32 protein-coding genes and 1 pseudogene are annotated in these 24,043 nt (G+C 52.7%); 14 read left to right on the top strand and 19 right to left on the bottom strand.

Translation table 11 applies throughout. The annotated features are described in order from the left end of the window. The first annotated feature begins 201 nt into the window (after positions 1-201). Positions 202-525 (top strand): hypothetical protein, encoded by a 324-nt coding sequence (locus tag KR52_RS14165; protein ID WP_156957609.1) that lies wholly within the window; start codon positions 202-204, stop codon positions 523-525. 255 nt (positions 526-780) lie between these two features. Here KR52_RS14165 and KR52_RS14160 read toward each other — a convergent pair whose 3' ends face one another. After that, complete coding sequence (locus KR52_RS14160; RefSeq protein WP_156957608.1) at positions 781-1,005, bottom strand: hypothetical protein; 225 nt, start codon at positions 1,003-1,005, stop codon at positions 781-783. A gap of 617 nt (positions 1,006-1,622) precedes the next feature. After that, positions 1,623-2,660 (bottom strand): NAD-dependent epimerase/dehydratase family protein, encoded by a 1,038-nt coding sequence (locus tag KR52_RS13580; RefSeq protein ID WP_071840177.1) that lies wholly within the window; start codon positions 2,658-2,660, stop codon positions 1,623-1,625. A 185-nt stretch (positions 2,661-2,845) separates the two neighbouring features. Between KR52_RS13580 and KR52_RS14155 the strand changes: the two genes are divergently transcribed. Further along, positions 2,846-3,442 (top strand): hypothetical protein, encoded by a 597-nt coding sequence (locus tag KR52_RS14155; RefSeq protein WP_216725538.1) that lies wholly within the window; start codon positions 2,846-2,848, stop codon positions 3,440-3,442. Positions 3,443-3,954: 512 nt separating this feature from the next. Here the strand turns inward: KR52_RS14155 and KR52_RS05505 are convergent. The 11 genes from KR52_RS05505 to KR52_RS14605 all read right to left on the bottom strand — a co-directional run bounded on the left by KR52_RS05505 (position 3,955) and on the right by KR52_RS14605 (position 9,226). Further along, complete coding sequence (locus KR52_RS05505) at positions 3,955-4,242, bottom strand: hypothetical protein (RefSeq protein WP_156957606.1); 288 nt, start codon at positions 4,240-4,242, stop codon at positions 3,955-3,957. Further along, a complete protein-coding gene (locus tag KR52_RS14150; protein WP_156957605.1) occupies positions 4,239-4,769 on the bottom strand; it encodes a hypothetical protein in 531 nt (176 codons plus the stop codon). Before KR52_RS14150 ends, KR52_RS05505 begins: the two co-directional genes overlap by 4 nt. Further along, positions 4,769-5,050 carry a hypothetical protein gene (locus KR52_RS05500; RefSeq protein ID WP_156957604.1) on the bottom strand — a complete coding sequence of 94 codons (282 nt, stop codon included), beginning with the start codon at positions 5,048-5,050 and terminating at the stop codon, positions 4,769-4,771. Before KR52_RS05500 ends, KR52_RS14150 begins: the two co-directional genes overlap by 1 nt. A gap of 94 nt (positions 5,051-5,144) precedes the next feature. Next, a complete protein-coding gene (locus tag KR52_RS05495) occupies positions 5,145-5,363 on the bottom strand; it encodes a hypothetical protein (RefSeq protein WP_038553435.1) in 219 nt (72 codons plus the stop codon). 190 nt (positions 5,364-5,553) lie between these two features. After that, on the bottom strand, positions 5,554-6,006 hold the full coding sequence (locus KR52_RS05490) for a hypothetical protein (protein ID WP_038553432.1): 453 nt from the start codon (positions 6,004-6,006) through the stop codon (positions 5,554-5,556). A gap of 120 nt (positions 6,007-6,126) precedes the next feature. Next, the gene (locus KR52_RS05485) at positions 6,127-6,345 is read right to left on the bottom strand and encodes a hypothetical protein (RefSeq protein WP_038553429.1); all 219 of its coding nucleotides are present in this window, start codon (positions 6,343-6,345) and stop codon (positions 6,127-6,129) included. Positions 6,346-6,482: 137 nt separating this feature from the next. Further along, positions 6,483-6,956, bottom strand: a complete 474-nt coding sequence (locus KR52_RS14145) for a hypothetical protein (protein WP_156957603.1) — start codon at positions 6,954-6,956, stop codon at positions 6,483-6,485. A gap of 142 nt (positions 6,957-7,098) precedes the next feature. After that, on the bottom strand, positions 7,099-7,989 hold the full coding sequence (locus tag KR52_RS05480; RefSeq protein WP_156957602.1) for a PspC domain-containing protein: 891 nt from the start codon (positions 7,987-7,989) through the stop codon (positions 7,099-7,101). A 159-nt stretch (positions 7,990-8,148) separates the two neighbouring features. Continuing rightward, a complete protein-coding gene (locus tag KR52_RS05475; protein ID WP_038553423.1) occupies positions 8,149-8,448 on the bottom strand; it encodes a hypothetical protein in 300 nt (99 codons plus the stop codon). An 18-nt stretch (positions 8,449-8,466) separates the two neighbouring features. Then, positions 8,467-8,715, bottom strand: coding sequence for a DUF1651 domain-containing protein (locus KR52_RS05470; RefSeq protein WP_038553420.1), 249 nt, complete (start codon positions 8,713-8,715; stop codon positions 8,467-8,469). A 247-nt stretch (positions 8,716-8,962) separates the two neighbouring features. Beyond that, complete coding sequence (locus KR52_RS14605; RefSeq protein WP_038553418.1) at positions 8,963-9,226, bottom strand: hypothetical protein; 264 nt, start codon at positions 9,224-9,226, stop codon at positions 8,963-8,965. Between the two features lie 434 nt (positions 9,227-9,660). Between KR52_RS14605 and KR52_RS05455 the strand changes: the two genes are divergently transcribed. From KR52_RS05455 to KR52_RS13575, 3 genes and pseudogenes are all read left to right on the top strand, one after another. Next, a complete protein-coding gene (locus tag KR52_RS05455; protein ID WP_253912456.1) occupies positions 9,661-10,629 on the top strand; it encodes a carbamoyl-phosphate synthase in 969 nt (322 codons plus the stop codon). 360 nt (positions 10,630-10,989) lie between these two features. Then, a complete protein-coding gene (locus tag KR52_RS05450) occupies positions 10,990-11,979 on the top strand; it encodes a carbamoyl-phosphate synthase (RefSeq protein ID WP_253912455.1) in 990 nt (329 codons plus the stop codon). A 253-nt stretch (positions 11,980-12,232) separates the two neighbouring features. Further along, positions 12,233-12,508: pseudogene (locus KR52_RS13575) on the top strand (carbamoyl-phosphate synthase); the annotation flags it as partial. A 291-nt stretch (positions 12,509-12,799) separates the two neighbouring features. Here KR52_RS13575 and KR52_RS05440 read toward each other — a convergent pair. After that, positions 12,800-13,417 (bottom strand): hypothetical protein, encoded by a 618-nt coding sequence (locus KR52_RS05440; RefSeq protein WP_038556899.1) that lies wholly within the window; start codon positions 13,415-13,417, stop codon positions 12,800-12,802. 97 nt (positions 13,418-13,514) lie between these two features. On the opposite strand from KR52_RS05440, the gene KR52_RS05435 reads away from it, so the two are divergent. The 4 genes from KR52_RS05435 to KR52_RS14905 all read left to right on the top strand — a co-directional run bounded on the left by KR52_RS05435 (position 13,515) and on the right by KR52_RS14905 (position 15,171). Next, positions 13,515-13,958 (top strand): hypothetical protein, encoded by a 444-nt coding sequence (locus KR52_RS05435; protein WP_156957601.1) that lies wholly within the window; start codon positions 13,515-13,517, stop codon positions 13,956-13,958. Between the two features lie 186 nt (positions 13,959-14,144). Next, entirely contained in the window at positions 14,145-14,612 is a 468-nt protein-coding gene (locus KR52_RS14135; protein WP_156957600.1) for a hypothetical protein, read from the top strand. Positions 14,613-14,760: 148 nt separating this feature from the next. Next, positions 14,761-14,907, top strand: a complete 147-nt coding sequence (locus KR52_RS14130; RefSeq protein WP_156957599.1) for a hypothetical protein — start codon at positions 14,761-14,763, stop codon at positions 14,905-14,907. Between the two features lie 12 nt (positions 14,908-14,919). Further along, complete coding sequence (locus KR52_RS14905) at positions 14,920-15,171, top strand: hypothetical protein (RefSeq protein WP_038553408.1); 252 nt, start codon at positions 14,920-14,922, stop codon at positions 15,169-15,171. A gap of 154 nt (positions 15,172-15,325) precedes the next feature. Here the strand turns inward: KR52_RS14905 and KR52_RS14900 are convergent, their stop codons facing one another. From KR52_RS14900 to KR52_RS05410, 4 genes are all read right to left on the bottom strand, one after another. Next, positions 15,326-15,592, bottom strand: coding sequence for a hypothetical protein (locus tag KR52_RS14900; protein ID WP_038556896.1), 267 nt, complete (start codon positions 15,590-15,592; stop codon positions 15,326-15,328). 177 nt (positions 15,593-15,769) lie between these two features. Then, positions 15,770-16,108, bottom strand: coding sequence for a hypothetical protein (locus KR52_RS05420; RefSeq protein WP_253912454.1), 339 nt, complete (start codon positions 16,106-16,108; stop codon positions 15,770-15,772). 258 nt (positions 16,109-16,366) lie between these two features. Then, a complete protein-coding gene (locus KR52_RS14125; RefSeq protein ID WP_156957598.1) occupies positions 16,367-16,657 on the bottom strand; it encodes a hypothetical protein in 291 nt (96 codons plus the stop codon). 30 nt (positions 16,658-16,687) lie between these two features. Further along, positions 16,688-17,965, bottom strand: coding sequence for a glycosyltransferase (locus KR52_RS05410; RefSeq protein WP_156957597.1), 1,278 nt, complete (start codon positions 17,963-17,965; stop codon positions 16,688-16,690). A gap of 1,065 nt (positions 17,966-19,030) precedes the next feature. On the opposite strand from KR52_RS05410, the gene KR52_RS05405 reads away from it, so the two are divergent. The 5 genes from KR52_RS05405 (at position 19,031) to KR52_RS14120 (ending at position 23,648) form a co-directional block, all read left to right on the top strand. Further along, on the top strand, positions 19,031-19,495 hold the full coding sequence (locus KR52_RS05405) for a L,D-transpeptidase (RefSeq protein WP_156957596.1): 465 nt from the start codon (positions 19,031-19,033) through the stop codon (positions 19,493-19,495). A gap of 720 nt (positions 19,496-20,215) precedes the next feature. Then, positions 20,216-20,824: a succinate dehydrogenase cytochrome b subunit gene (locus tag KR52_RS05400; RefSeq protein WP_038556893.1), complete on the top strand. Its 609-nt coding sequence runs from the start codon at positions 20,216-20,218 to the stop codon at positions 20,822-20,824. After that, entirely contained in the window at positions 20,821-22,740 is a 1,920-nt protein-coding gene (locus KR52_RS05395; protein ID WP_038553397.1) for a fumarate reductase/succinate dehydrogenase flavoprotein subunit, read from the top strand. Before KR52_RS05400 ends, KR52_RS05395 begins: the two co-directional genes overlap by 4 nt. Continuing rightward, on the top strand, positions 22,737-23,465 hold the full coding sequence (locus KR52_RS05390; RefSeq protein ID WP_038553394.1) for a succinate dehydrogenase/fumarate reductase iron-sulfur subunit: 729 nt from the start codon (positions 22,737-22,739) through the stop codon (positions 23,463-23,465). The genes KR52_RS05395 and KR52_RS05390 overlap by 4 nt, the downstream gene beginning before the upstream one ends. A gap of 6 nt (positions 23,466-23,471) precedes the next feature. After that, positions 23,472-23,648: a hypothetical protein gene (locus KR52_RS14120; protein WP_156957594.1), complete on the top strand. Its 177-nt coding sequence runs from the start codon at positions 23,472-23,474 to the stop codon at positions 23,646-23,648. Positions 23,649-23,709: 61 nt separating this feature from the next. On the opposite strand, the gene KR52_RS13570 is transcribed toward KR52_RS14120, so the two are convergent. Beyond that, complete coding sequence (locus KR52_RS13570) at positions 23,710-23,982, bottom strand: hypothetical protein (RefSeq protein ID WP_156957593.1); 273 nt, start codon at positions 23,980-23,982, stop codon at positions 23,710-23,712. Positions 23,983-24,043 lie beyond the last annotated feature (61 nt).

Here is a 24,043-nt window from a genome sequence, read left to right as displayed (position 1 = left end):
ACGCCGAGGAGTGCCCTGGATGGTGATCTCTCGCCGGCAGCCACTCTCATCACGCTTCAACTTCCTCATGCAACCCCTAAACCTCACTCCACCCTCCCGACTACGACCTAACGAATCTGACCGCCAATACCAATGCCGGATAGCGGCGGACAGAGCCCACAGGCAGCAGAGCCCCCTCGACCTCACCCTCACCCTCGATCAATGACTGACCCCACCAAACAGCTTCAACAACTCAAACGCGAAATTCACGACCGCTTGGTCATGTACGGAAGCATTGCCTCTGGATTCAACAGCGCCACATCACCTGATTCTGAAACTGATAAGGCAAAGCTCAAGCTGATGCTCAGCAACCTTGACCTCTTGGACGCTGAACACCTTGAGGTGCAATGCGCCACGGCATTGAAAAGGTCGTCCACATCGCTACCTACAACGCTCAACTCATCGCGGAAGCTGTCGTACTCGGTAAACACCAAGACATCGACCCCAACGCCTGAACGTCCGAGGCATGATGTAACCGATGGCTAAGAAGTGCACCAAAGTCGAAAAAGCAAGGCGCGTTGATACCTTCGTGCGCCTTATCTCGAACGGTGCTGTCAACTCAGATCTGATTCGGTACGCTTCGGTCGAATGGGGGCTTACCTCCAGGATGGCTGAGAATTACATCGCAGAAGCTAGGAAGGTCATTATTCAAGACATCGACCAAGAGCGACCACAAGTCTTGGCGGAATGTATTCATACCTGCAAGACAATCATAAAGCAGTCAATGAAGGCTGGGCAGTATCACAACGCCATTGGTGCGATGAATACGTTGTCAAAGCTGGCAAAGCTTGATTCATGACCGACAACATCATTCAGCAGCGGATTCAGTGGAAACAGCAGGATCACTAGCACCCAAACGTTGAAGGTGGTCATTGGATATGAATGCTTGGTGCTGCCGGCGAATGCGCAGTATCTGATCAGCTTCGACTGGGGCATTGCTGCACCGAGCTGCGCGACGTTGTTCATCACGAATCACCCAATGCTGCCGAAGGGTTCACTCTTTGCCATTGACGAGTGTTATCTGAGCAAGTCAACCCGTGCTGGTGAACCTGATTGGAATGCAGGGTTAGGAGCGAGCAACCTGCAGCAGGCAGAGATATTGCGGGAATGGATCAGCCGTTGGCCGATTGCATTGCACACCATCAGATGGATTGCTGATGACGCGTGTTGGAACCGAACGGGTCATGCGGACACGATTGCGCATGAGTTTCAGAGGGGTGGAGTGCCATTTGAGCGAGCGAGGAAAGCTGCGATGAGTGAGGAAGCAGGGCTGAGCAGATTGAGGAGCATGATGCACGCGACGGATCGAGATGAACGTCATCCATGGCTGAAGGCATCGAGGAGGTGCCGTGCATTTTGAGAGTTGACACCGTTGTTGGCGAGAGACCAAAAGAAGCGTGAGTTATTGGACGTAACGGCGATTACCCACTGCATTGATACGTGGCGATATGCAGCGAATTATGTGCATAAGCCGTACAAGGTTGGCCGCGGCCCAAGGTTTAGCTAATGACACCAACAGAGCTGCGGGAGTATGGGGAGAGGAATGGTGTGTTGATTAGCAGGAGAAGCTAAAAGGAAAAAAATTATCTCTCAAACAACTTAGAATTTATAGACTCCTTTGCTTCAGATAGCGAGCAATTATTTACATACCATTGAATAGTTTTTTCTAGCCCTTGACGAAATTTCACTTTAGGCTGCCATGACAGCCATAACTTTTGATTTTCCACCGAAGCGGCTCTTGCATGAACACCTTCGGGCTTTGAAATATCGTAAAAATATTTTTCAGGCGTATGTCCAAGGATATGACAAGCCAAACTTGCAGCATCAGAAATATTTGTTATCTCATCTGTGCCAATATTGACAGATCTACAGTCAGATATTTTTTCTGTGGCCAACTTTAGACCGTCAACCACATCAGATACGTACGTAAAGTTTCTATCTTGCTTCCCTGAACCCCAGATCTCATATGGATCCTGTTTTGTGAACGCTTTTGCTATAAAAGCCATGATCGCATGGGATTCGTTCTCGCGCGGGCCATAGACTGTAAATAATCTGCATGAAACACCTTCCAATCCGTATTGTTTATTATAGGCCTTTAAGGCCATTTCACCCATAAATTTTCCCCAACCATACTCTCCATCAGCCAAAGCGCAGTTCTCTTTGAAGGGGTTAGCCATCTCCTCGCTGAGATAGCGAGCCTGGGTTTGTTTATTAGAAGTTTGCAATGAAGTTGGATAGGCACATGCTGATGAAGCAAAGCACACTTTACTAATCCCGAATTCATTGCAAAATCGGAAAACATTGCCATCTATTAAAAAGTTTTGGCACAAATCACCTGGATGAGTTTCTATGTATCCACGCCCACCATGTATATTGGCAAGGTGAAAAACAATATCTTGACCGAAAATTGAGGATCTTGCAATTTTACTGTCTCTTAAATCACCATTCACAAAGGCAAATCGATCAAGAAAAGAACAAACATTTGACAAACTACCACTTGACAGATCGTCTACTACAGTCACCAAGGCGCCTTCATCAATAAGACTTTCAACCAAATGACTTCCAATGAAAGACATCCCACCAGTTACAAGAACTTTTTTACCTCTGTAAAAAGATCCCATTGTGCATTATATTTTGCTTATGATAGCATACCATATTAAACAAATATACCATGACAAATCAAGAGGGAGTGTCAATTGTGATTGATCCATTAATCAATAACATAAAAACTCTTAAGACAAACTCTGATTACAGAATTTGCGATATTATAAATAAAAGAGGCAGGCGCTGGGAGCACAGCTTGAAGATGGTTCTTCAGGACACAAAATACGATAATTCTATTCTTAAAAATTACTTAACCAAAAACCCAAAAAATGAGCTAAATATATCACTTTTTTACGAGTGCATCAAAGACTTTAAAAGCAAAAGGAAAAATATAAAAGTACCAAGTAGTGACGAACTTGTAATTCACTTGCGCCTAGGCGACATAGTTACGAATGAATGGTTCAAAAAAACCGAGAAGCATTTTCCCCAAAAGCTCGCCAACAATATAAATGCTATTTCGCAAAAAAATACCTTTAAAAAAATCACTATCGTAACCTGCTTTGCATACCAGGCATGGTCTAAAGAATGTATTAATTACTACAAAGGCAGCAAGAAGCCTGCGGATTGGGGATATACCAACGAGAAGCAGTTAATAAATTATTTACATATATTAAATATACTCAACACAATAAGATCGGAATGCAGTGAGCATTGTCTTGATATCGTCTCTAATCGAAATCCCGACTTGGATATAATTTATTGTACATATTCCAATTTATTTTTGTTAGACTCTAGAACACCATATGGTGGATTTAGCGCATTACTCAATGAAACCAATAAATTACATAGCTCGACATGATGCTTTATTTGCATATCTCATAATGAGAGGCACGACAACACGTCAGCGTTGAAAGTGATCCACGCAAAGCAAGTCCAACCCGAGGACTCTGTAATGTAGGGGAAAGCCTGGACAACAGAAAGAAGCAGAACCTGAGAGCAAAAAGCAGACTGAGCAGCAAGCAGAGATTCAGCCCGAGGAGCAGGATTGCAAGGAGGAATCAGCCGCTGAGGCTGCTACTTGGACCCACAGATATTGCTCTTAAAAAGGCATGACCAGCCAGAAGTCATGGCGCGACAACGCCGCCGATTTAAGCGCAATCACCCCACATCCCAAATTTGAGCTAGAGGCTCACCCCCAGGTGTCAACCCAGCAGCCTGTCCTGCTCTTCCACCGTCAGGAACGGGTCAAGCCAGTCCAGAAGCAGCTCCTCGACTACTGGTTCACCCAGGTCTTGCACCCCACCAGACAACCATCGCTTGAAGGTGTCAGGGTCATTGGCTCGTAGAGCTGGCAGCAGCTCACATTGTCAGCTAAAGCCGCTGACCCACAAGAAGACCAAGACCAAAAGCGAAGGTCGTCATCAGGATCAGAAGCGGCATGGATGCCCATGGCTTTGCAGCCTCCAGACGAGCGATCTCCTTTTCACGATTTCTCGTGATGTATCGCTGCTGAGTCAGCTCGCGGTTGATCTTGTGGACCTTGTCGTAGGCCTCGGTGTGTAAGCGCTTCTCAAGATGGTGAAGACGTCGTCGTTCCTCTTCAAGGTCTTCGAGAACTTGCTCTGGGGTTAAAGCTGGTTCTTTTTGGGAGTCAGTCATTGCTGGCATATCCATTTTTCAACGGGGCCAAGCCTCAGTAGTGGCCTCATCTCTGTCCAGTCGTTGCCACCTGCAATAGAGGCATTTGGCTGCCAAGAGATTTTTGACCACATCGGCCCCATTCGTTGCGATGTTGTCATGACAAGGGTGATTTGCATTTTCCTGCTCTCCATCATTTGACAGTCGACTTCAAGCCATCCGTATTCACCGGATTTGTCTCCTACAGATGATGTGCTGTTAAATTTTTCTTTGAGCCATGGGCTAATCCCTGAAACATCTGTCCAGACGGATCGTGTTTGATATTGAACTCTTGCGCCCCCGTATGTCTTGATCAATGTTAAGGGACGAACGCAGAAAGATTCATTCATATAATCTTTGGGTCTATGTGGCAGCCTGATGAGTCCTGGTGTGTCATCGCATTTCCACCAATTCGGTTGATCCCATGCTTTGACGTTGAACCAGTAGGCGGTCGCCTCAGCAGGCGGGCAGAGGGCAAGGGCCAGGAATGGGATGAGTAGACGTCTCATCAGCCATTTCTCCTGCGGCCGACGAAATAACCAACGACCAGTCCCGCGCTAGCTCCAACACTTCCAGCCGTCAGCGATGTCACCTGCTTGGCCGTAAGACGTGAAGCGAAGCCAACTGCCAAGCCCAGCACCAGCAGCATCCCTGCGCCGGTCACAACGGCATCAAGGCTCTGATTTTTCTGTGCTTTCACCACTTCGCCTGTGCCTGCATTGGCCGCATCGGTGCGGGCTTGATCCATCTCTTGCTGGAGACGGTCGATGTCTTTTTGCGGGTCAGTCATCATGAGTTGGTGGCATCACTAATTTCGCTGGAGCAGCTGCTCCCACGAATCCCCCAGTTGAGGGATTTTTCAGCGGGCTTTCTCCCCCATCTGGTTAGAGGCTCACCCCCAGATGCCAGGCCAGGAGCCTGTCTTGTTCTGCTTCGGAGAGGAAGGGATCCAGCCAGTACTGGAGAAGCTCAGTTACCGCTGGTTCTCCAAGGTCTTGCACCCCTCCACACAGCCAACGCTTGAAGGTGTCAGGGTCATTGGCCCGTAGCGCTGTAACAAATTCCCCCATCAGGAACAGGGCAATGCGGGTGTCGCGGGTCATGGGTCAGTCGTGACTGACATGAGTGTTCCCCTGTGGGAGAGGCCAACAAAAAACCCGCCATTGCTGACGGGGTGAATGTTCTACCGGGAGATGGATAGCGACACATACTCCCCCTGCTTTTCCCTGAAGGGAGTTGTAAAGCTTTCAGCCCAAAGGCATCTAGCTTTCCGATAAATAATAATTCGACCAATTATCTTGATTCGAAGGTTCTAGACGTAAATCTCGCTTGTCCATTAAATATTTTTGTGTTTGCATTGTTGCAGTCATAATGAACTTCTTGGCCGTGCGCGATGAGCGTATCCCCCTCAACCTGGAACTCCACATAATAATCAACAGACTCATCCTTCAGAATGTCGCATCCTATAGTGCCTCCTTTAATTTTCTTCCCTACATACCCCATGAATTCGTAGCGGAATCCGTCAGCGGCTAAGTTATAGACTTGAAACACCTTGTTTTCGTTGTCAACGAAGTACCTCGAGAAGTCATTCACACCATTGTTGTATTGAGCTGAATTGTACATTCTGTTAGCTAGCGTCTCTTTACTGTCATATTTGCCTGACAATTGCGCAAAGCTTTCAGGCGCACATGCTGCCGCGAGGCCGACAGCGAATGCGATTGCGGTGAAGACTTTTTTGTAGCTCACTTCATTAAGTCGAGAGGCTTTCGCCCCGTGGCCAGATAATCTCACTTCCAGCAGGAGATCACGTCCTCTATTTGGTGGAGAATTTGATGAGATTTTCGTGAGCCGTATGCCTCGAAAGGACTAGAGGCTCACCCCCAGATGCCAGGCCAGGAGCCTGTCGTGTTCTTCCACCGTCAGGAACGGGTCAAGCCAGTCCAGCAGCAGCTCCTCAACTACTGGCACTCCAAGGTCTTGCACCCCACCTAAAACCCAACGCTTGAAGAGGTCAGGGTCATTGGCCCGTAGAGCAGTCACCAGCTCTCCCATGAGGAACAGGGCAATGCGGGTGTCTTGGGTCATGGGTCAGTCGTGACTGCCATGAGTGTTCCCCTGTGGGAGAGGCCAACAAAAAACAGCCATTGCTGACGGGGTGAATGTTCGGCCGGGAGATGGATGGCAATAGTGAACGCTTTTTGCTTTTGCCAGGCCTTACACGTTTAATCGCAAAAATAGTTAGTTTCCCATTGAACACCTTGGTTCATGAAGACCAGTTTTGCGTTATCAGCGGTATGCGCCTTAGCACGTCTGTATGTTGATGCTCCACCACGCTTACCTGCTAGATGAGCCTCCCGACGGCAAGCTTCTATTGGATCGACAACACTACTTGTTTTTATCTTCTCTGCCTTTCTTTTCTTTGCTGCCTCTACCTTTAATGAAAATTCTGGAAGCCAAGTGGTGTGCTCGTCACAGTCATAAGGATTCCTATCAAAATTTTCTAGTCCTACACAACCCTGATAAATCGCGATGACCGTAAAAATATCGCCTTTCGAGCAGACGCCCGCATAACTTTCATCGGCAATGCATAGCTCAGCTGTTTGCTTGTCTTGAATACTTGGCTTCCATGGCAAGGGAGTCTTTGAGCAGGATGCCATCAGAATGCAAGCCAATGCTGTGGCAATTTTAAGGTTCATAAATCTGGAAGAAAATTACCAAATAGCCTGAGCCTGTAAATTCTGCCGGGAGATGGATAGCGACACATGCGCCCCCTGCTTTTCCCTTGCGGGTCTTGTATAGCTTTCAGCCCAAAGGCATCAGGCTTCCCGGCTTTTTAATTCAATGACCTGCGTCGAGTAAAGCTCTTCTTAGCGAACGTTTCATATCCTTAATATCCTGATTTAATTTCTGAGAAACATAAATCCAACACAACAAATAAGCGGGAACAAAAACGAACCATGAGCTGGGTAGAAAGACAATAAATAAGCCCCTAACCCACCACTTTTTGCTTTCATTCAGCGAGTCCCGGCAAGACCACCCAACAACACCGCCAACTATTTTGTGCGGGAATTTTCTATAACTAATTAAACGGCCAAGGCAATCTTTGTTGATTTCCAGAAGCATTTGCTTTGTTTTTTTAGCATCAAGGCGATCATGATGTTCTTTGTATTGATCAATCACTTCGGTGAATCGTGTTGCGACGTCATCGCTGTAATATCCTTTGTCGACAACTTCGTGCTGCGTTAGCAAGCTAAGGCGATGAATCCTAAGATAGAGCGAAAGATCGGTATTATCTTCATTATCATTCGAAGAATTATCGTATTCACCGCCGAGAATTTTCTGCAGCTCTTCATTGATAATTGAGTCACCGATGCCTGACAAGAGCCTATTAATAGCTTCGATTTCTCCGCTAGTGCGCAACTGTCCTTCTTTATGCCACTCCAGCAACTTCAACCTAAATAGAGGGTCCCGATATTTCAATATTGATTCGATGCCACCTCTGATTCCCTCAGTCTCATAGTCCCACCTCATTTCCCTCTCTTTTTTTTCGTCGCTCTCAGTTTGCTTTCTATCTCTTTCAGCACTTCTTTCGGCTTCTCGCTCTTTTCTTGCCTCTTCCCGCTCCCACGCTTCTTGCGCATAGTCCTCCTGTTGCTGCCTCAAGCCGTAAGCCGATGCAGCTGCTAATGCTGAATTAAAAGCAGTAAGAGAATTCGAGAAATCTGTCATGACCTATCTGGATGTGTGAAGCTCCCCCTTCAACCCACAATCAACGATTCAACGAAAAACTACCTCCCCTATTTGGGGTGAATTCAGTGAGGACTTGATGAATACGCTCCCCCAGAAGAGAGGATAAGAACGAACGGTTCGCTCTTGGAAGAATGCATTTCAGGGGCGGATGCGGCCGACGCCATATCCGATTAACAGGCCGATAGCCCCTCCAACGGAACCAGCGGTGAGTTGCTGCCTTTGGGCGGTACTGAGTCGCCCCGCAAAAGCCAGCGACGCCGCGACTACAAACAGAAGGGCAGCCGCAACAAGAACAGCATCAAAAGAACTGCCTTTGTGCGGCTTTCCATGCCGATCGCCTCCGCCGCTCTTCACAGGTGGCTTGCCTGCAGGCGGGTTCGGTGCATCAAGTTCTCGCTCAATGCGCTCGATTTCCTTCTCAGGCGGTGTTTGCTTCATCCCTTCAGGATGGCAGCTTCACACTTCTATGGCTTCACCCCAGGCAGGGGTCTGCAACCGTTTCCAGCCTTGGCTCTGGAGTGATTGCCACAGCTGGTCGGCAGCGTCCTTGCGCAGGTAACGGCGCTCTTTGAGCAGTGGTGGGCCATCGGGCATGGTCCGGCCCCGATCAACGAAGACCTTTGGATCCTGAATCCATGCCTTCTCGTCCCGGTGGAACCGCCAGATCCAGAAGTCATCGCTGTCGATCAGCCAGCCTTCACGCATCAACCATCAAGCAAGTACGCATGTACTAGCAATGGATTTGTGAACACTGCAACGCTGTCGCCTGAAGAAAACCTGTGGCAGTGCGCCACCGCCCAACAGCTGTTGACCATGTTGATGGTGTGGCTGTCATGGGGTGGCAGGCACCACACGGGGATCGAGGCCTAACGGACTCTCCCCAACAACACTTACAACTCGCAGCTCGCACCCAACGGGCACTGTGATGCCCTGTTGCTCGCTCCGGTGAGCTTCAGCAGCCGTAGAGCCCACAAGGGCTGATGGTTGGGTCCTCCATCGGATTGATGAAGGGATCAGCCATCGGATTGATAGTGGGATCCGCGTTGGGATTGATGTTCGAGTCCCCGTATATGTTTCCACCTGCTTCGTTCAGCCACTGGGCATTTCCTTGTCGGGGCATCAAGGCTTCGACGGCGAAAAACGACGCCGCACCCAGAACAACGCAAGCAACAGCATCGAGACAAACACTGCTCCACCCGTTAATGAAGTCGTTCATCAGTCAACCCTTCCCTTTGTTCTTTTGCACTTCCTCCCCGAGCTAGACGACAACTCAAAGAATGCGGCAGCGATAAAGAATGCTGGAGCTGGCGACATACCGAAAGACGTCAGAAACACCATGCCGATGGAGCCGCAAAGCACCAACCCTCCGACGTATCCCGTGAGCTCATTTTTTTTCATGGACTCGATTCAGATGAAGACAGCATCCCCGCATCGACGGGGTGAGCACCTCCCCCAAATGGGGGATTCACTGCTGCCTGAGAATTACGCGATCAACCGTCTTGAGTGTTCTCCGCTGGCTAGGGCTTACGGAATATCGGGTCTGTCGATCAGGAGGCTGGGAGCTTTGTCAGCCGAAGTGGTGACAGTCAATTGCGCTGGGTAGCACCATTAAGCAAAGCCTGGAATCATGCGCGCAGTGACGCCAGCCCAATGTTCCGCCACCTGTCGCTTGGATTACTGGCTTATGTTGTTGCCATCGCCCCGCTGCCTTTGAAGGCACAGGACGGCAGTGCTGATGATCTCGGTGTGATGAGCATCAGCCTCAAGGATGTGGTCAAGCCCACCTTTGGTTTTCAAGGCGCGCTGCAAGGAGCGGGTACTCCGAATCAGGCAGGCATTGGTGGTTTCTTACCTCTCTCTGTTGGCGACAACAGTGTCTGGTTTCTTGATGTCCTCGCCAATATCAACTTCGCTGATTACGAGAACAACAGCAGCGTCATCAACACCAAGGTAGCTGGCACCACAATCAGCACCTCATCACGGCTTGGTTACCGCTGGCTCAATGGTGACCGCTCTTGGATGTATGGGCTGAATGCTGGTTACGACAGTCGCCCAATGAATACAGGTGGAACCGATACCGGCATTCCGTTGTTTGGAACGGAAAAGAGTGCTTTCTTCCAGCAGGTCGCAGTCAATGCTGAGGCTGTTTCCAATGACTGGAATTTCAACGCTTATGCCTTGATTCCTGTTGGTGATACCGAGCAACCACTGAACTGGTATTACCAAGGCGGTGCACTGGATACCTACGGGCTTGATGTGGGGTATTTCATCACTCCAGAGCTGAATGCTTCACTTGGTTATTACTACCAAAATGGTGATCTAGGTACGGCTGATGCTTCTGGTGTGCTTGGACGAGTTGCCTATGAAATCAGCAATGGCTTAACAGCGGGAGTGAATATCTCCTACGACGAGGCATTCGAGACCAGAGTTTCAGCAGACCTTAAAGTTCGTTTTGGTGGTGCTAGCACAACAGCACAGCGCAAGGAAGTTCAGCAACAACCTGTGATCAATGCCTTAACAGCACCGCCAAGCAACCGGGATGTGAGGGTGCATGACGGACAATGTGACCCTGACCCAGGCACAGACCGAATACCCGACTACTGCATAGGGGTAGGTTAGGAGTTTGACCTAAAAGATAGTTAAGGAATTGGCTTTGTTTTGATGTTTTCTCTAAATGGCTCACTTGCGTGCTCTTCTAGGGTCCTTTCCTGATCTTTTCCTGTGGGTCGACCGAAGGCTTGATTGACAACTAGTCTCAGATCTGTAGTTGTCTATCGATGTCAGAGTGTTCGCCTTAGTGTTGTTTTATCGGCCTGCTTTTCCTTGACAATAAATAACAAGGTAGCGCACAACGCTTCGGCACAATGGACTGCGTCAACTCCACCATCAATTAACTATAAGCAAAGCTGAAACTGGCTACTCCAGCGGGCATCACCGTTAGGAGTAAGACAACGTGAGCTTCTCACCAAGTTCTCAGTCATGCTGCGTCGCCTCTCCCTAGGGCTATTGGCTTCTGCTATCTCGATTGCTGCTCTGCCTGCCATTGCTCAAGAGGGCAGTGCTGATGATCTCGGTGTGATGAGCATCAGCCTCAAGGATGTAGTCAAGCCCACCTTTGGTTTTCAAGGTGCGCTGCAAGGCGCGGGTACTCCGAATCAGGCAGGCATTGGTGGTTTCTTACCTCTCTCTGTTGGCGACAACAGTGTCTGGTTTCTTGATGTCCTCGCCAATATCAACTTCGCTGATTACGAGAACAACAGCAGCATCATCAACACCAAGGTAGCTGGCACCACAATCAGCACCTCATCGCGGCTTGGTTACCGCTGGCTCAATGGTGACCGCTCTTGGATGTATGGGCTGAATGCTGGTTACGACAGTCGCCCAATGAATACAGGTGGAACCGATACCGGCATTCCGTTGTTTGGAACGGAAAAGAGTGCTTTCTTCCAGCAGGTCGCAGTCAATGCTGAGGCTGTTTCCAATGACTGGAATTTCAACGCTTATGCCTTGATTCCTGTTGGTGATACCGAGCAACCACTGAACTGGTATTACCAAGGCGGTGCACTGGATACCTACGGGCTTGATGTGGGGTATTTCATCACTCCAGAGCTGAATGCTTCACTTGGTTATTACTACCAAAATGGTGATCTAGGTACGGCTGATGGTTCTGGTGTGCTTGGACGAGTTGCCTATGAAATCAGCAATGGCTTAACAGCGGGAGTGAATATCTCCTACGACGAGGCATTCGAGACCAGAGTTTCAGCAGACCTTAAAGTTCGTTTTGGTGGTGCTAGCACAACAGCACAGCGCAAGGAAGTTCAGCAACAACCTGTGATCAATGCCTTAACAGCACCGCCAAGCAACAGGGATGTACGTATACATGATGATCCTTTCCAAGATCTTTGCCTATCACTACTTAATTTTGCGGGAATATTACTGTCTGACTTTGTTTGCGCGGTGTCAGAGTAGCTGCCTGAACTTCCGCAATGCCTTTCATACACCCTTAATTCACTGCCTCAGGCTTTATTAGATTTAGTTTTCAAGCTTATGAATCAAGGACTCTTTTAGAGACTTGGAAAACCTACTACAAACAATTAAAATATCAAAGCGTCTTAATTGAAATCTGTTATCAATTAACTATAAGCAAGGCTAAAACTGGCTACTCCAGCGGGCATCACCGTTAGGAGTAAGACAACGTGAGCCTCTCACCAAGTTCTCAGTTATGCTGCGTTGCCTCTCCCTAGGGCTACTGGCTTCTGCTATCTCGATTGCTGCTCTGCCTGCCATTGCTCAAGAGGGTAGTGCTGATGACCTTGGTGTGATGAGCATCAGCCTTAAAGATGTGATCAATCCCGCCTTTGGTTTTCAAGGGGCGCTGCAAGGTGCTGGCACACCGAATCAAGCAGGTATTGGAGGTTTCCTGCCACTGTCTGTTGGCGATAACAGCGTCTGGTTCGTTGATGCACTGGCGAACGTCAACTTCGCTGATCGAGCTGGCGACATACCGAAAGACGTCAGAAACACCATGCCGATGGAGCCGCAAAGCACCAACCCTCCGACGTATCCCGTGAGCTCATCTTTTTTCATGGACTCGATTCAGATGAAGACAGCATCCCCGCATCGACGGGGTGAGCACCTCCCCCAAATGGGGGATTCACTGCTGCCTGAGAATTACGCGATCAACCGTCTTGAGTGTTCTCCGCTTCGTTTAATCAGCCCTGCCAACGACTGGGGCCGTGTCCGATGGTGATCTGTTGGTGGCCTTGACCATCAGCCAATGTGGTTCTGATCAGTTCTTCAGCGGATCGGCGGTCAACTTGATGCGCTGCTGTTCGGCAGCTCCAGGGTTGGCTTCAGCCCATGCCTTCATGCCCGGGTTGGCTTCCAGGTAGGCATTCCAGTCGCACTCAAACGGAGCCAGCCTCTTCGAGCACTTAGGTCGTTTGGCTTCAGCTTCAGCTGCTCTCCAGCCAGGCTTGGCGTTTTCACAGCTGCTGTTCCAGCCAATCTCTGGTTCGACCGAAGGGCAGTCATCGGTCTGCTGAACAGGGGCAATGGCTCCGAGCTTCAGATGCCCCTTGTCGATACCTGCGTAACTCCACCAGTTGATGCGATTACCGCACTTCCAAGTGGACTTGCCGGCAATGATCGGATTGTGGCGATCACCACCACCGATGCCGGTGTAGCTGCATACGACCTGTTGGCAGTTGCCAGCGCCCATGTAGGCGTACTGCTTCGGGCATTTGTTGCCGAGGTATTCGGGAGTTCCAGCCTGGGCTTCAACACAGCCGCGATAGTCAGCAGCTTGCAGGCAGAGGTTGTGAACTTCAGGTGCCACCTCACCAGCAGCGGCAGCTGGAAGTGATGCAGCGGCTAAACCGATGAGGACCAGTGTTGTTCTGATCATCGTGTCCACGGGCACTGGTGGGCGTACTTCCAGTAAATCTCTGCGTGGCCACTGGCCACCATCCGCTGCTCGAAAGCGGCTGGGGCCATGTGTCTTGGTGAGCCTTACGCCAACCCACAGCCGGACCCCGAAGCCATGGTTGGCATGCCTCGGCATTATCCTCGGCAGTCACACCGCTGCAATGGATCCGCTCAACCGAGCCATCACCAACGACACGCTGCTCAGGGGGATGAAAGCGGTGGAGCTGATTAGGGAGTTACACCCTGTAGATCTGCCCTGCCAAGTGGTCTCCTCGTTCCTCTACATCAGCAGTCACAACGCTTGCCATAAACAAGCTCTTGAGCAGGATCTAGACCTAACGCCCGCGTCAGGCTCACGGATCACAGCTTGGCTGAGTCGCAATCACCGGCTAGAGCACAAAAAGGGCTTTCGGCTGATCGAGAAGATCCGAGACCCAAGCAATGGGCGACGGCAGATTCTGGTGCTGACCCAGAAGGGTCGTGAGTTGGCCAATCAAATTGAGGCTGAGCTGCAGCTTTGACCCCCTACGCCCAGGTAGGTGACTAAACCCCTGCTACGGCTCGGTATTTCAGGGGTGCGCAGTTGATGCTTGTGGATTCGATTGGAGTACCGATGAGCGACAACACCAAACACCTGCGCAATGAGCTGCAGGAGCTGCTGATCAATCGCTTTGTGACTACAAGATGGGAAGATATGACTATCAATCATGCATTTGCTTGCTATGAAAGCCTCGTTAATTAGTTCGCTTGCTTTAAGCGTGATTGGCGTCACGGCTGTCGCGAAGCCATTGCTTCCTATCACAGGTTATTATACATACTTACTGGGCAGAGCTGAGGACAACAAAGTCCTTTATAAGAGCGTTGTTTTTTTAGAGCCTGTAGGAGAAAAGATTTCAATTTACCGCGCAATTCACAAAGACCCTCTGGGCAGATATACACGCTGCGGAGGATTAGGGTGTGATCTTGAAAAACAGGATTTAATTGGGACTGTCAACATAACAAATAGCTCCAGTGGCCTTCGAGTTGTTAGCGCGTCAGGAGCATCTAAATTCCTTCTAAATTCCACTTGCTCAGTCAAAGAAGATCGATTTGCCACTTCTCTATTTTGCCGATCTAAGACACTACCTGACGGTCAAGCTATGAATACGGTAGTAGCGTTTATTCCAGGAAGTTGAACTCGCTTAACCTCTTCACACTTCCTGGAATTTCAAGCCTGGGCGGGCACTGCTTTTAACCAGCCACCTGACTTCTGCATAGTCCCCCAGGCTTCGATGGCGTTATGGCGCAGCATGCGTCTGATGACTGGCTGACCACAGCCCCGAAATGGCCTGGTCTCGACAACAACCCACTGCGCATGAGCTGTTGGAGCTGCTGGATCAATCGACTGATGACGACCTGCTGGCCATGGCCTGCGAGCTGCTACGGGATGGTGGCTACCAGGTTGTCTGGCCGGATCAGACTGAGTGCTGATTCACGTGGCGTATGTGGGCTGAGCACCTGGACATCGCCAGAGCCCTCACGTTGATCGCTGAACAAAACCTCCCCGAAGGAGTGGCTCGAATGGGTGCTGCGCTGCACCTGTTGCAACGTGATCTGGTGGTGCTTTCCCTGCTCGCAGAACAGGCGTCAACCGTGCCAAACGGTGCCACTACAGGGGTCTCAGAGAGTGGGCACGCGTGCCCACTTTTGGCGAAAACCGTGCCGGCAGGAGCTGGCAGCGTTGACCAAGATTGACTCTATGACTGGATTCTTCAGTCCCTGGCTAGGCTCCCTAACGCCTTCGTAAAGCGTGGGTCGCCTGTTCAAGTCAGGTCATTGGCTTTCATTGCAGCAGGAATTTTAATGACAGGAGATCAGCTCCGTCTTCTCCCCATCAGAACGGCCCAAATTAGAGAGCCAACTTGAACCCGGGACCTCCCTTGACAGGAATACCCCCATTGCAGAAATTCGAAGCGAAAACCTCTTTATCCTGAACAGTCCAATCGGGCTTGGCGGCGTCGTACCAGGCGATAGCGTCGTCATAACAAACATTCCACCGCTCCGAATGTCTGGCAACAGGCAACAAGGAGATAGCGATGGAGGTGACGCTGGCCGTAGCCACGATTCCCAGCACGGGGAAAAGATGGGCATTAATCATGTCACGCGCTTTTGACATCTCAACCTTGATCAGGACTCCAGTTGTAGCGGCCCTGGCCCAGGGCAACAACAACCTGACTGACACCGTCAAGCCCCTTCGGAGCAGCTCGTCATTTCATTTCTGGATGACATTTGAACACCCGAACGGACAATCTCACTACAGTTGGGCTTAAAATATTATTTTTATTCTTCATGCTCAAGAGCGATCCGACTTACGGGTGGCCTCATGAATCTCCTCGGCCAGACGCCTGATAGCAACCAACGTTTTACTGTCAGTGTCAGCCTGACGTTCTGCAATCTCACTTTGAATATTTTGACCCACAATAATAATGGGCAGAAGCACCAACTGAAGAAACGTCTGCGCAGTCCAGGAAACAATCTTCAGGGGGTCTTCTGAAGCTAGCGCTTCAGGCAGCGAAATAAATGCCAACAAGCAGAACGCATACGCACACCACATTGTGCCTACTTTTTCCGTCACCCAAAGTGCAATTTGCTTGTTGAAGCTTTGCCACGACATAGGTTTGATTAAAAACACTGTTTAGCCCAAAAACGAGCACTTCACTGTTCATCATCAGATCTTTTCCCATCAAATGCTCCTTCATGGCTGATGCCCGGGTCCAGGAGATGCATGTTGACAACGCAATACAGCAATGCATCACTCCGACACACAAGAGGCAACGGCGGATGCTGCGAGAGCCCCCAAGCCCGCTCAAGCGCAATGAGACCTTCAGCTTAACGACCAATCGACCTCAGCTCTCCTCGAGGCTGCAGCTGATGCCGTCATCGGGCCAGATCACATGGATGGTGCGGTCGTACGGGATCGTGAAGGCAATGGCATCAATGGTGGCTTGACGGTAGTGCTTGTCCCCTGGTCTTTCTCTGAAAACTGATAACGCGTGCCATCGGCAAGCCGAATGTAGGTATTGCCCTGATACTGGGCGAAGTGACAGGCCCGCAGCGGTGTTGGCCCACGACGCAGCTTGTGAAAACTGGTCATGCAATAAGCCACGGCGCTATCTGCTTGAGCAGGACAAACCAGAGCTCCACCGAGAATGACTGCAGCAATGAATGTGGCTTGGATCATCTTCAGGCACCTTCCAGATGTGCAGTGGAATCAGCGATTGAGCACAGCCTCAATCGCATCCACGGCCCCCACGGCCCCCTTAGCAGCCTCGGCCTCCCTGGAAATCGCGACAGCGGCTGAACGGAACCCAGGTTCATTGAGCACCCTACGGACAGCGGCGCGAATTGTTGACGGTTCCGGATTCGCAGTCGCCAAATCAATCGAAGCACCGGTTCGCTGCAGACGCGCGCACACCTCTGGTTTGTCCTCACTCTGTCCGGCTGTCACCATCGGGATCCCATGAGACAGAACAGCCTGCACCCCCTGAAACCCCCCATTCGTGATCACAAGAGAGGTTTTCGGCAGCAGTGCTCCGTAGGGGATGTATCCCGTAACCCTTGCATTGGCCGGCAACGATCCAAGCGCTTCAAGCCCTCCATCGCTCCGCCCAGTACAAGCCACCACCAACACAGGCTCATCAGCCAAGGCCTCCAGCGTGGGGCCAATCAGTTGAGTGGGGTCGTTGCTGATGGTGCCCTGGGTGACATGCACAACCGTGGTGTGATCAAGATCTGCCCACCAAGGCGGAGGGGTGAACGCTTCATTGCTGTGCTCCAGTAACGGGCCCGCATAGACAACCTGAGGCGGACAATCGGGCCGGGGGTACTCAAAACTGCGCACCGAACTGCTGATCACCAGATGCGGTGAAACCACATCAAAAAGCCAAGGGCGATGTAGCGGGAGGTCCAGAGCCTGGCGCGCTTGATCTGCACGCCGCCGCAGGGAACGAAAGAGCACCGACCGCGTCAAGACCCTCAAGAGTCGATTTCGGATCCACCCACGCCACGAATCATCGGGTTGAAGGCCCAAACCAAATGGCGCCAGAGCTCTGCTGGGCAAGGTGAGCACCGTGCAGGACAACTGAGACCAGGGCCGATTGGTCTTTTCCGCCCACCAGGCACCAGCCATCAAAAAGCTGTCGCAGATCAACATGTCCGCAGGAGTTTCCCGATGGAGCCGAAGCAAATCCCTGCAAAACCCCTCACAGGGTTCGATGAAGAATGTCGCCAGATCAAAGCGCAACTTGGCCATGCCGCTGAGGCGATCACGATCAGCCTGTAAACGAGCAGGGACCAGCTCCGAGCGGGAGTAATCGAACCCCTCAACAAAGCCACAGAACGTCGCACCGGTACCCTCCACCCGCTCCCGGAACGCTGCACCTGAGAGCCAGCGCACCCGATGACCTCGACGGACCAGCTCTCGAGCGATGGCCAACATGGGCTTGACGTGACCGAAAACCGGAACCGATAACAGGAGGATTTCAGCCATGATCAACAAAGCTCACTGAAGGGCCATCCTGGCGATCCGATCGAGGGAGTTGACGATCAGCAACCCAAAAACCCGCTGATCACAACGTCACTCCCCGCTGAGCCCAGCATGACCAGAGATGGCCGCTGAAGTTGGCCACGACTTGACTCCCCCCCCAGCGCCAGAACGCACCTGACTGGTTACTGAATCGCGCGCAACGGATGTATGTGCTAACGCCTGCAGGCGGAAGCTGTCGGAATTGAATCAACTGGAGCATGGAGCAAAGGGCTGCATCAACTGAGAGAACTCAGGTCTTTTGCGGCCAATGCCTTCACTCAAGATCATGGGAAAGCAACCCGAAGCGAAGCCAACGACTCGGCCCAGAGCAGCCAGCAATGGCCACAAGGATTGATGCCATCCGAAATGTCTTGAGCACATTATCGAACTGGAAATGATGAAAACGTCAACATTCTCGAGATTTCCAGATCCAAGCAGTGAATCCATAGCGGAGACCATTCCGATGACAAAGCTCGGCACTTTGATATGCCAAACAAAAGCCGAAAAAACACAAAGCTTGGCCTATAAGAATCCAAGAGAATCCCAGAAGCATCAGACAAAAGTTTGACGTGAGCCCGAGACAGGTCACATCTTGACTGTCAAAGACTGATAAGCAATGAAAACAACATTGAGCCGGCAAGGCGATTGATCGCCTCTATAGACACCTTTTGTTGGACATGCCCAGAGCAAGGCTGAAGTGGGCTCATTGATCAGACGCAGACAACGCAGGCCAGACTGGAGCACATGATTAAATACCGCCCTGTCTACGATGCGGTGAAACAAAACCATGGAAGCCTGCAGAGCACATGACAAAAGCCATAACGAGACAAGGTTCATCACTCGCCTCAAATGGAGCCCATACCAGTCTTATCGGGAACAAAGACCAACGAATACGACAGGCCCATTAAGACTGATGCAGGACTCACAGAACATGCAAAACCTTTTCCGGTCACCCCATCAAGCATTGGCATCAACAAATAATCCATGAGAATCCACCGAAGTGTTGACCTGACCCTTACTTCACTCCTGATGGCGATCGCCCATATCACTCCTGGGCAGACCATTGATGCTGGGACTCGCCCTTCAACCCCGAAGGCTCCACGCATCGTTCTTGACCTGAAAAATCGCGAAATCAAGGTCATGAAAGGTCGCTGGCAGCTTGGCCCATGGCCTGTAGCCATTGGGGCACCCGGAACACCAACACCATACGGAGAGTTCAAAATCACCAAGAAGATTGTTAATCCTGTTTATGCAGTAACCAAATCAGGGGAAAAGATCCGGCACGCGCCAGGCCCTACCAGTCCAATCGGAGATCGTTACCTGGAGTTTCACCGCAATGATCGAGGAGTCTTTGCAATCCACGGAACGCGCTGGCCAATCTGGGTCGAAACTCGAGCCGCAGTCAGCAATGGCTGCATCCGAATGCTCAACAAAGACATACGAAAGCTGTTTAATGTCGTCAAGATCGGAACACCTCTTGAGATTCTAAATTAAAACGAAATGATCAAAAAAACAGAGTGAAAGTATTTTCTTTTAGCAAATATTTTCAACTTACGTCACCACCCAACTCCACCCATCAACACCATTGTCAAAGTCAATTCTGATCCAGACAGCTCACGATCCTCTAAACCATTACCGACGGCACAGCAACCCCATCTGAAGACACCAATCCCTCGCCATCAATCGCCCTTCCCCCCTGAACGCATATACTTCGTAGCAAATACCAAGACCAGCCAACACTATCAAACAGCAGCGAGAACTGAAGACACTCAACACCCATCAAGCTTTCGACGAGGCAGTACAAATACGAAAAGTTCGTGACAACCAAAATCAACCATACGAGCAAATGCATACTCGGCTTGACTGAAAACATTGAGGTGCGCATGATACTAATGCCTTTCGCTGACGACGAGCTCTTCACCAATCAACTGCAGAAGACGCCTTCAAAGCGTCAATTAAAACGAAACATTCAGGCATTCATACAGTACTAGCATTCATCAAGTGTGCTACTGCCCAGACTCACTAAGGACTTTGCATGAAAGCCAGCCAGGGCGGATGTTAAAGAGAACGCAACAAGAAGCATGACAGCTGTTCAGCAACCATGCAGACGAATAGGTTCGATTCAGCCAAACCCGATACCGGCAAAATAGATCGAGGAAGGTATCATCTAAGTCGAAATCCTGTGTTCTTGGATTGGTGCAGGAATCAACTCTGATGCGTCTTGGATCCGCCCTCAGCGGTTTGTTCCTGGTTCTGTTCCTCGTTGTGCATCTGGCCGGTTTGCTGCCCGCCGTGATCGCACCGAGCCAGTTCGAGCTCTACGCCACGGGGCTGCACCACCAGCAATGGCTCCCCGTGTTGGAGGTCAGTTTGGCCGCCACTGCCGCCATTCATCTGATCTTCACCGTCGCGAAAACACTTCGGAATCGTCGTGCGGGGAATGCGGCTGCTCTACGCAGCCGTCGCGGTCGACCACTCGAGGCTCTGGCCAGCCGCAGCAAGATGGCGGCCGGTGTGATCACCCTTGGATTTCTGGCCCTGCACTTGCAACAACTGCGCTGGCCACGCCCGAGCGATGGGCTGGAACGGGAGGTGCTGCAGCAGGTGTTGCTGCAACCGATCAGCCTGGTGGTTTATGCCGCAGGCAGCCTGGCCATCGGCCTGCATCTGCTCCACGGAGCGGAAGCAGCCCACCGCAACCTGGGTCTGCTCAGCCCGGCCAATGGCTCCAGCATCCGCTGGGGAGGTCGCCTCTTGGCGTCGGGGATCGGGGGAGGCTTCCTGCTGATCAGCCTGGGACTGGCCCTCGGAGGGTTGGCATGAGCAACGGACTGCCTGATCCCAGGATTCCCGCGGGTCCGCTCGCCGATGCCTGGCGACGGACCCGCGAAGAACTGCCGCTGATCAGCCCTCTGCGCAAAGGGCAGATGGACGTGCTCGTGGTGGGCACCGGCCTGGCGGGCGCTTCCGCCGCGGCGACTCTGGCCCAACAGGGCTACCGGGTCACGGTGCTCAGCTTTCATGACAGCCCGCGGCGTGCCCATTCGGTGGCGGCCCAGGGGGGCATCAATGCCGCTCGTTCTGTGGCGGTGGATGGCGACAGCGTCAGTCGCCTCTTTACCGATACCCTCAAAGGCGGCGATTTCCGAGCCCGGGAAGCGGGCTGCCAGCGGCTAGCGGAGATCAGCAGCGGCATCATCGATCAATGCGTGGCCCAGGGGGTGCCGTTCGCGCGCGAATACGGAGGAAGCCTGGCCACCCGCAGCTTTGGCGGAGCCCTGGTGAGCCGCACCTTCTATGCCCGGGGGCAGACCGGTCAGCAATTGCTTTATGGCGCCTACCAGGCCTTGATGCGCCAGGTGGAGCTGGGCCGCGTTCAAATGCTCACCCGCCGGGACGTGCTCGAGCTGATCACCGTGGATGGGGTGGCCCGTGGTGTGGTGGCGCGCCATCTGCTGAGCGGTGAGCTGGAGGTGCACACCGCCCGCACGGTTCTGCTTTGCACCGGTGGCTACAGCAACGTCTACTTTCTCTCCACCAATGCACTGAAGTCGAACACCAGTGCGATCTGGCGGGCTCACCGGAAAGGGGCGCTGTTCGCCAATCCCTGCTTCACCCAGATTCATCCCACCTGCATTCCCAGTGGCGATGTCTTCCAGAGCAAGCTGACGCTGATGAGCGAAAGCCTGCGCAACGACGGGCGCGTCTGGCTGCCCAAGAACACCGGCGAGACACGCCAACCCGATGCGATACCGGAAGAGGAACGCGACTACTTCCTCGAAAGGCTCTATCCCACCTACGGCAACATGACGCCGCGGGACGTCGCCTCCAGGCGGGCCAGAGAACTCTGCAACGCGGGGCGGGGTGTAGGCCCAGGGGGACGCTCTGTTTACCTCGACCTCACCGATGCCATCAGAGCCGAAGGCAAAGACGCCATTGCCGCCCGCTACGGCAACTTGATGACGATGTACGAGCGCATCAGCGGCGATGACCCGTACAGGAAGCCGATGCGGATCTATCCCGCACCCCACTACACCATGGGCGGCCTTTGGGTGGACTACCACCTGATGAGTTCCATCCCCGGCCTGTTTGTTCTGGGGGAAGCGAACTACTCCGAACATGGCGCCAACCGCCTGGGCGCCAGCGCCCTGATGCAAGGGCTCGCCGATGGCTACTTCATTGCGCCGTCCACGGTCACAGCCTGGCTGGCGGGCAACCCTGCGCAGGATGTAGCCACCGATCACCCGGCCTGCCGCGAGGCCTTGGAGAGCACCCGCCGCCGCATCAGCCAATTGATCAACAGCGAAGGCAAGACCCCTGTCGACAGCTTCCATCGCGAGCTGGGCAGCGTGATGATCGACCGCTGCGGCATCAGCCGCCATGCCGATGGTCTGCGGGTGGGGCTGGAGCAGGTGAAGGCACTGGAGGAGCGGTTCGAGGCCGAAGTGCGGGTACCCGGCGAAGCCAGCGGCCCCAATGCCGAGCTGGAGAAGGCTTTACGGGTCAAAGACTTCTTCGGGCTGGCCCAGCTGATGCTGCGGGATGCCCTGGCCCGGGAGGAGTCCTGCGGTGCTCACTTCCGCGAGGAACACCAAAGTGACGACGGCGAAGCCAGGCGCGACGACGTGAACTTCGCCCACATCGCCGCCTGGCAGCACAACACCAACGGTGAGCCGATCCGCCACAGCGAACCGTTGCAGTTCACGGCACTGCAACCCAGCACCCGGAGCTACAAATGAAACTCACCCTCCGCATCTGGCGCCAGAGCAGCGCCGATCAACCTGGTAGTTACCAGAGCCATCAGCTGGAGAACGTCTCCCCCGACCTCTCTCTGCTGGAGGCCCTCGATCAGCTCAACGAACAACTGATCAGCTCCGGAGAACGTCCGGTGAGCTTCGAGCACGACTGCCGCGAAGGCATCTGCGGCAGCTGCGGCTTCCTGGTGAACGGCCAGGCCCATGGACCGCGGGCCGCCACCTCCGTATGCCAGCTCTACCTGCGGGAGTTCAACGATGGTGCGGTGCTGACCCTGGATCCATGGCGAGCCAAGGCCTTTCCTCCGATCCAGGATCTGATGGTGGACCGCTCCGCCTTTGACCGGCTGATCGCCGCCGGCGGCTACTGCTCAACGGGCACCGGACAGGCACCGGATGGCAACGCCCTGCCCGTGGGCCGGGAGCAGGCCACCAGCGCCTTCAGCACGGCAACCTGCATCGGTTGTGGCGCCTGCGTCGCCAGTTGCCGCAATGCCTCAGCAAGCCTGTTCGTGGCCGCAAAACTGGCGCACCTGGGGCAACTACCGCAAGGACAACCGGAACGGGCCCGCCGCGCCGACACCATGCAACGCCAGATGGAGGCAGAGGGCTTTGGCAGCTGCAGCAGCAACCTCGAATGCGAGGCGGTCTGTCCGCAGGAGATTTCAGCGGACTGGATCAGCTGGATGCACCGAGAAAGCAGAAGCTGAGCATCCATGAACGCCCTCAGCCGAGCCGGTCTGATCATGTTGCTGATCCTGGCGGTCGGCAGCGGAATCTGGATCAACCGCACCGCTTGGCGAAACCGCCAACTGATCTGGCAACTGCAGGCTGCCATGGTCGCCGGCAGCGTTGGCTTCATCGCCGGTCGATTGAGTGCGGGTCGAGACTGAACGTCAGTATGAGTCAGTCGCTGAAGGCTTGGGTCCCATGGTGGAGACCAGCCTCTTGCCTTCAGAGCCCTGGGCAGCCACGGGCGGCTGCCTGCAGATCGGCAACCGCCTGGGCTCCACGACCTGCCTTCAGCTGCTGCATCACAAGATCCGCCTGGACGCCCAGCAGGAGGGACTGACACGGGTAAGCACTGCGAGCGGAGGCCCTTCTCTGCAGTGCCTCCGCCTCAAGCAAGGCCTGTTCGCAGAGCTGATCGTTGCTGCCTTCAAGACAACGCTGGGCTCGAGCCTGAAAGGCGGCCAAGGGCGAGGCTTTGCCCCCGGGTGACGCCATGCTGAGGGCCAACAGGAGTGTGACGGAGCGAGCGAGCAGGGTTCAGGGGGACGATTTACTG

Origin of the sequence: Synechococcus sp. KORDI-52 (genome assembly GCF_000737595.1) — a bacterium.
Lineage (GTDB): Bacteria > Cyanobacteriota > Cyanobacteriia > PCC-6307 > Cyanobiaceae > Parasynechococcus.
The sequence above is the reverse complement of the archived record's forward strand: the minus strand, read 5'-3'. Positions and strand labels throughout refer to the sequence as shown.

Excerpts from the sequence above, each read along its gene's own strand:
- KR52_RS05475 (WP_038553423.1), bottom strand. The coding sequence starts at position 8,448 with ATGAAGCAAACACCGCCTGAGAAGGAAATCGAGCGCATTGAGCGAGAA.
- KR52_RS05400 (WP_038556893.1), top strand. The coding sequence starts at position 20,216 with ATGCGTCTTGGATCCGCCCTCAGCGGTTTGTTCCTGGTTCTGTTCCTC.
- KR52_RS13570 (WP_156957593.1), bottom strand. The coding sequence starts at position 23,982 with ATGGCGTCACCCGGGGGCAAAGCCTCGCCCTTGGCCGCCTTTCAGGCT.
- KR52_RS05495 (WP_038553435.1), bottom strand. The coding sequence starts at position 5,363 with ATGACCCGCGACACCCGCATTGCCCTGTTCCTGATGGGGGAATTTGTT.
- KR52_RS14150 (WP_156957605.1), bottom strand. The coding sequence starts at position 4,769 with ATGAGACGTCTACTCATCCCATTCCTGGCCCTTGCCCTCTGCCCGCCT.
- KR52_RS05500 (WP_156957604.1), bottom strand. The coding sequence starts at position 5,050 with ATGACTGACCCGCAAAAAGACATCGACCGTCTCCAGCAAGAGATGGAT.
- KR52_RS14605 (WP_038553418.1), bottom strand. The coding sequence starts at position 9,226 with ATGAACGACTTCATTAACGGGTGGAGCAGTGTTTGTCTCGATGCTGTT.
- KR52_RS05480 (WP_156957602.1), bottom strand. The coding sequence starts at position 7,989 with ATGACAGATTTCTCGAATTCTCTTACTGCTTTTAATTCAGCATTAGCA.
- KR52_RS05455 (WP_253912456.1), top strand. The coding sequence starts at position 9,661 with ATGTTCCGCCACCTGTCGCTTGGATTACTGGCTTATGTTGTTGCCATC.
- KR52_RS05395 (WP_038553397.1), top strand. The coding sequence starts at position 20,821 with ATGAGCAACGGACTGCCTGATCCCAGGATTCCCGCGGGTCCGCTCGCC.
- KR52_RS14145 (WP_156957603.1), bottom strand. The coding sequence starts at position 6,956 with ATGAACCTTAAAATTGCCACAGCATTGGCTTGCATTCTGATGGCATCC.
- KR52_RS14120 (WP_156957594.1), top strand. The coding sequence starts at position 23,472 with ATGAACGCCCTCAGCCGAGCCGGTCTGATCATGTTGCTGATCCTGGCG.
- KR52_RS05485 (WP_038553429.1), bottom strand. The coding sequence starts at position 6,345 with ATGACCCAAGACACCCGCATTGCCCTGTTCCTCATGGGAGAGCTGGTG.
- KR52_RS14125 (WP_156957598.1), bottom strand. The coding sequence starts at position 16,657 with ATGATCCAAGCCACATTCATTGCTGCAGTCATTCTCGGTGGAGCTCTG.
- KR52_RS05390 (WP_038553394.1), top strand. The coding sequence starts at position 22,737 with ATGAAACTCACCCTCCGCATCTGGCGCCAGAGCAGCGCCGATCAACCT.
- KR52_RS14160 (WP_156957608.1), bottom strand. The coding sequence starts at position 1,005 with ATGAACAACGTCGCGCAGCTCGGTGCAGCAATGCCCCAGTCGAAGCTG.
- KR52_RS14135 (WP_156957600.1), top strand. The coding sequence starts at position 14,145 with ATGCATTTGCTTGCTATGAAAGCCTCGTTAATTAGTTCGCTTGCTTTA.
- KR52_RS14155 (WP_216725538.1), top strand. The coding sequence starts at position 2,846 with ATGGTTCTTCAGGACACAAAATACGATAATTCTATTCTTAAAAATTAC.
- KR52_RS05405 (WP_156957596.1), top strand. The coding sequence starts at position 19,031 with ATGGCGATCGCCCATATCACTCCTGGGCAGACCATTGATGCTGGGACT.
- KR52_RS05505 (WP_156957606.1), bottom strand. The coding sequence starts at position 4,242 with ATGACTGACTCCCAAAAAGAACCAGCTTTAACCCCAGAGCAAGTTCTC.
- KR52_RS14130 (WP_156957599.1), top strand. The coding sequence starts at position 14,761 with ATGGCCTGGTCTCGACAACAACCCACTGCGCATGAGCTGTTGGAGCTG.
- KR52_RS14905 (WP_038553408.1), top strand. The coding sequence starts at position 14,920 with ATGTGGGCTGAGCACCTGGACATCGCCAGAGCCCTCACGTTGATCGCT.
- KR52_RS05470 (WP_038553420.1), bottom strand. The coding sequence starts at position 8,715 with ATGCGTGAAGGCTGGCTGATCGACAGCGATGACTTCTGGATCTGGCGG.
- KR52_RS05410 (WP_156957597.1), bottom strand. The coding sequence starts at position 17,965 with ATGGCTGAAATCCTCCTGTTATCGGTTCCGGTTTTCGGTCACGTCAAG.
- KR52_RS13580 (WP_071840177.1), bottom strand. The coding sequence starts at position 2,660 with ATGGGATCTTTTTACAGAGGTAAAAAAGTTCTTGTAACTGGTGGGATG.
- KR52_RS14900 (WP_038556896.1), bottom strand. The coding sequence starts at position 15,592 with ATGTCAAAAGCGCGTGACATGATTAATGCCCATCTTTTCCCCGTGCTG.
- KR52_RS05440 (WP_038556899.1), bottom strand. The coding sequence starts at position 13,417 with ATGATCAGAACAACACTGGTCCTCATCGGTTTAGCCGCTGCATCACTT.
- KR52_RS14165 (WP_156957609.1), top strand. The coding sequence starts at position 202 with ATGACTGACCCCACCAAACAGCTTCAACAACTCAAACGCGAAATTCAC.
- KR52_RS05450 (WP_253912455.1), top strand. The coding sequence starts at position 10,990 with ATGCTGCGTCGCCTCTCCCTAGGGCTATTGGCTTCTGCTATCTCGATT.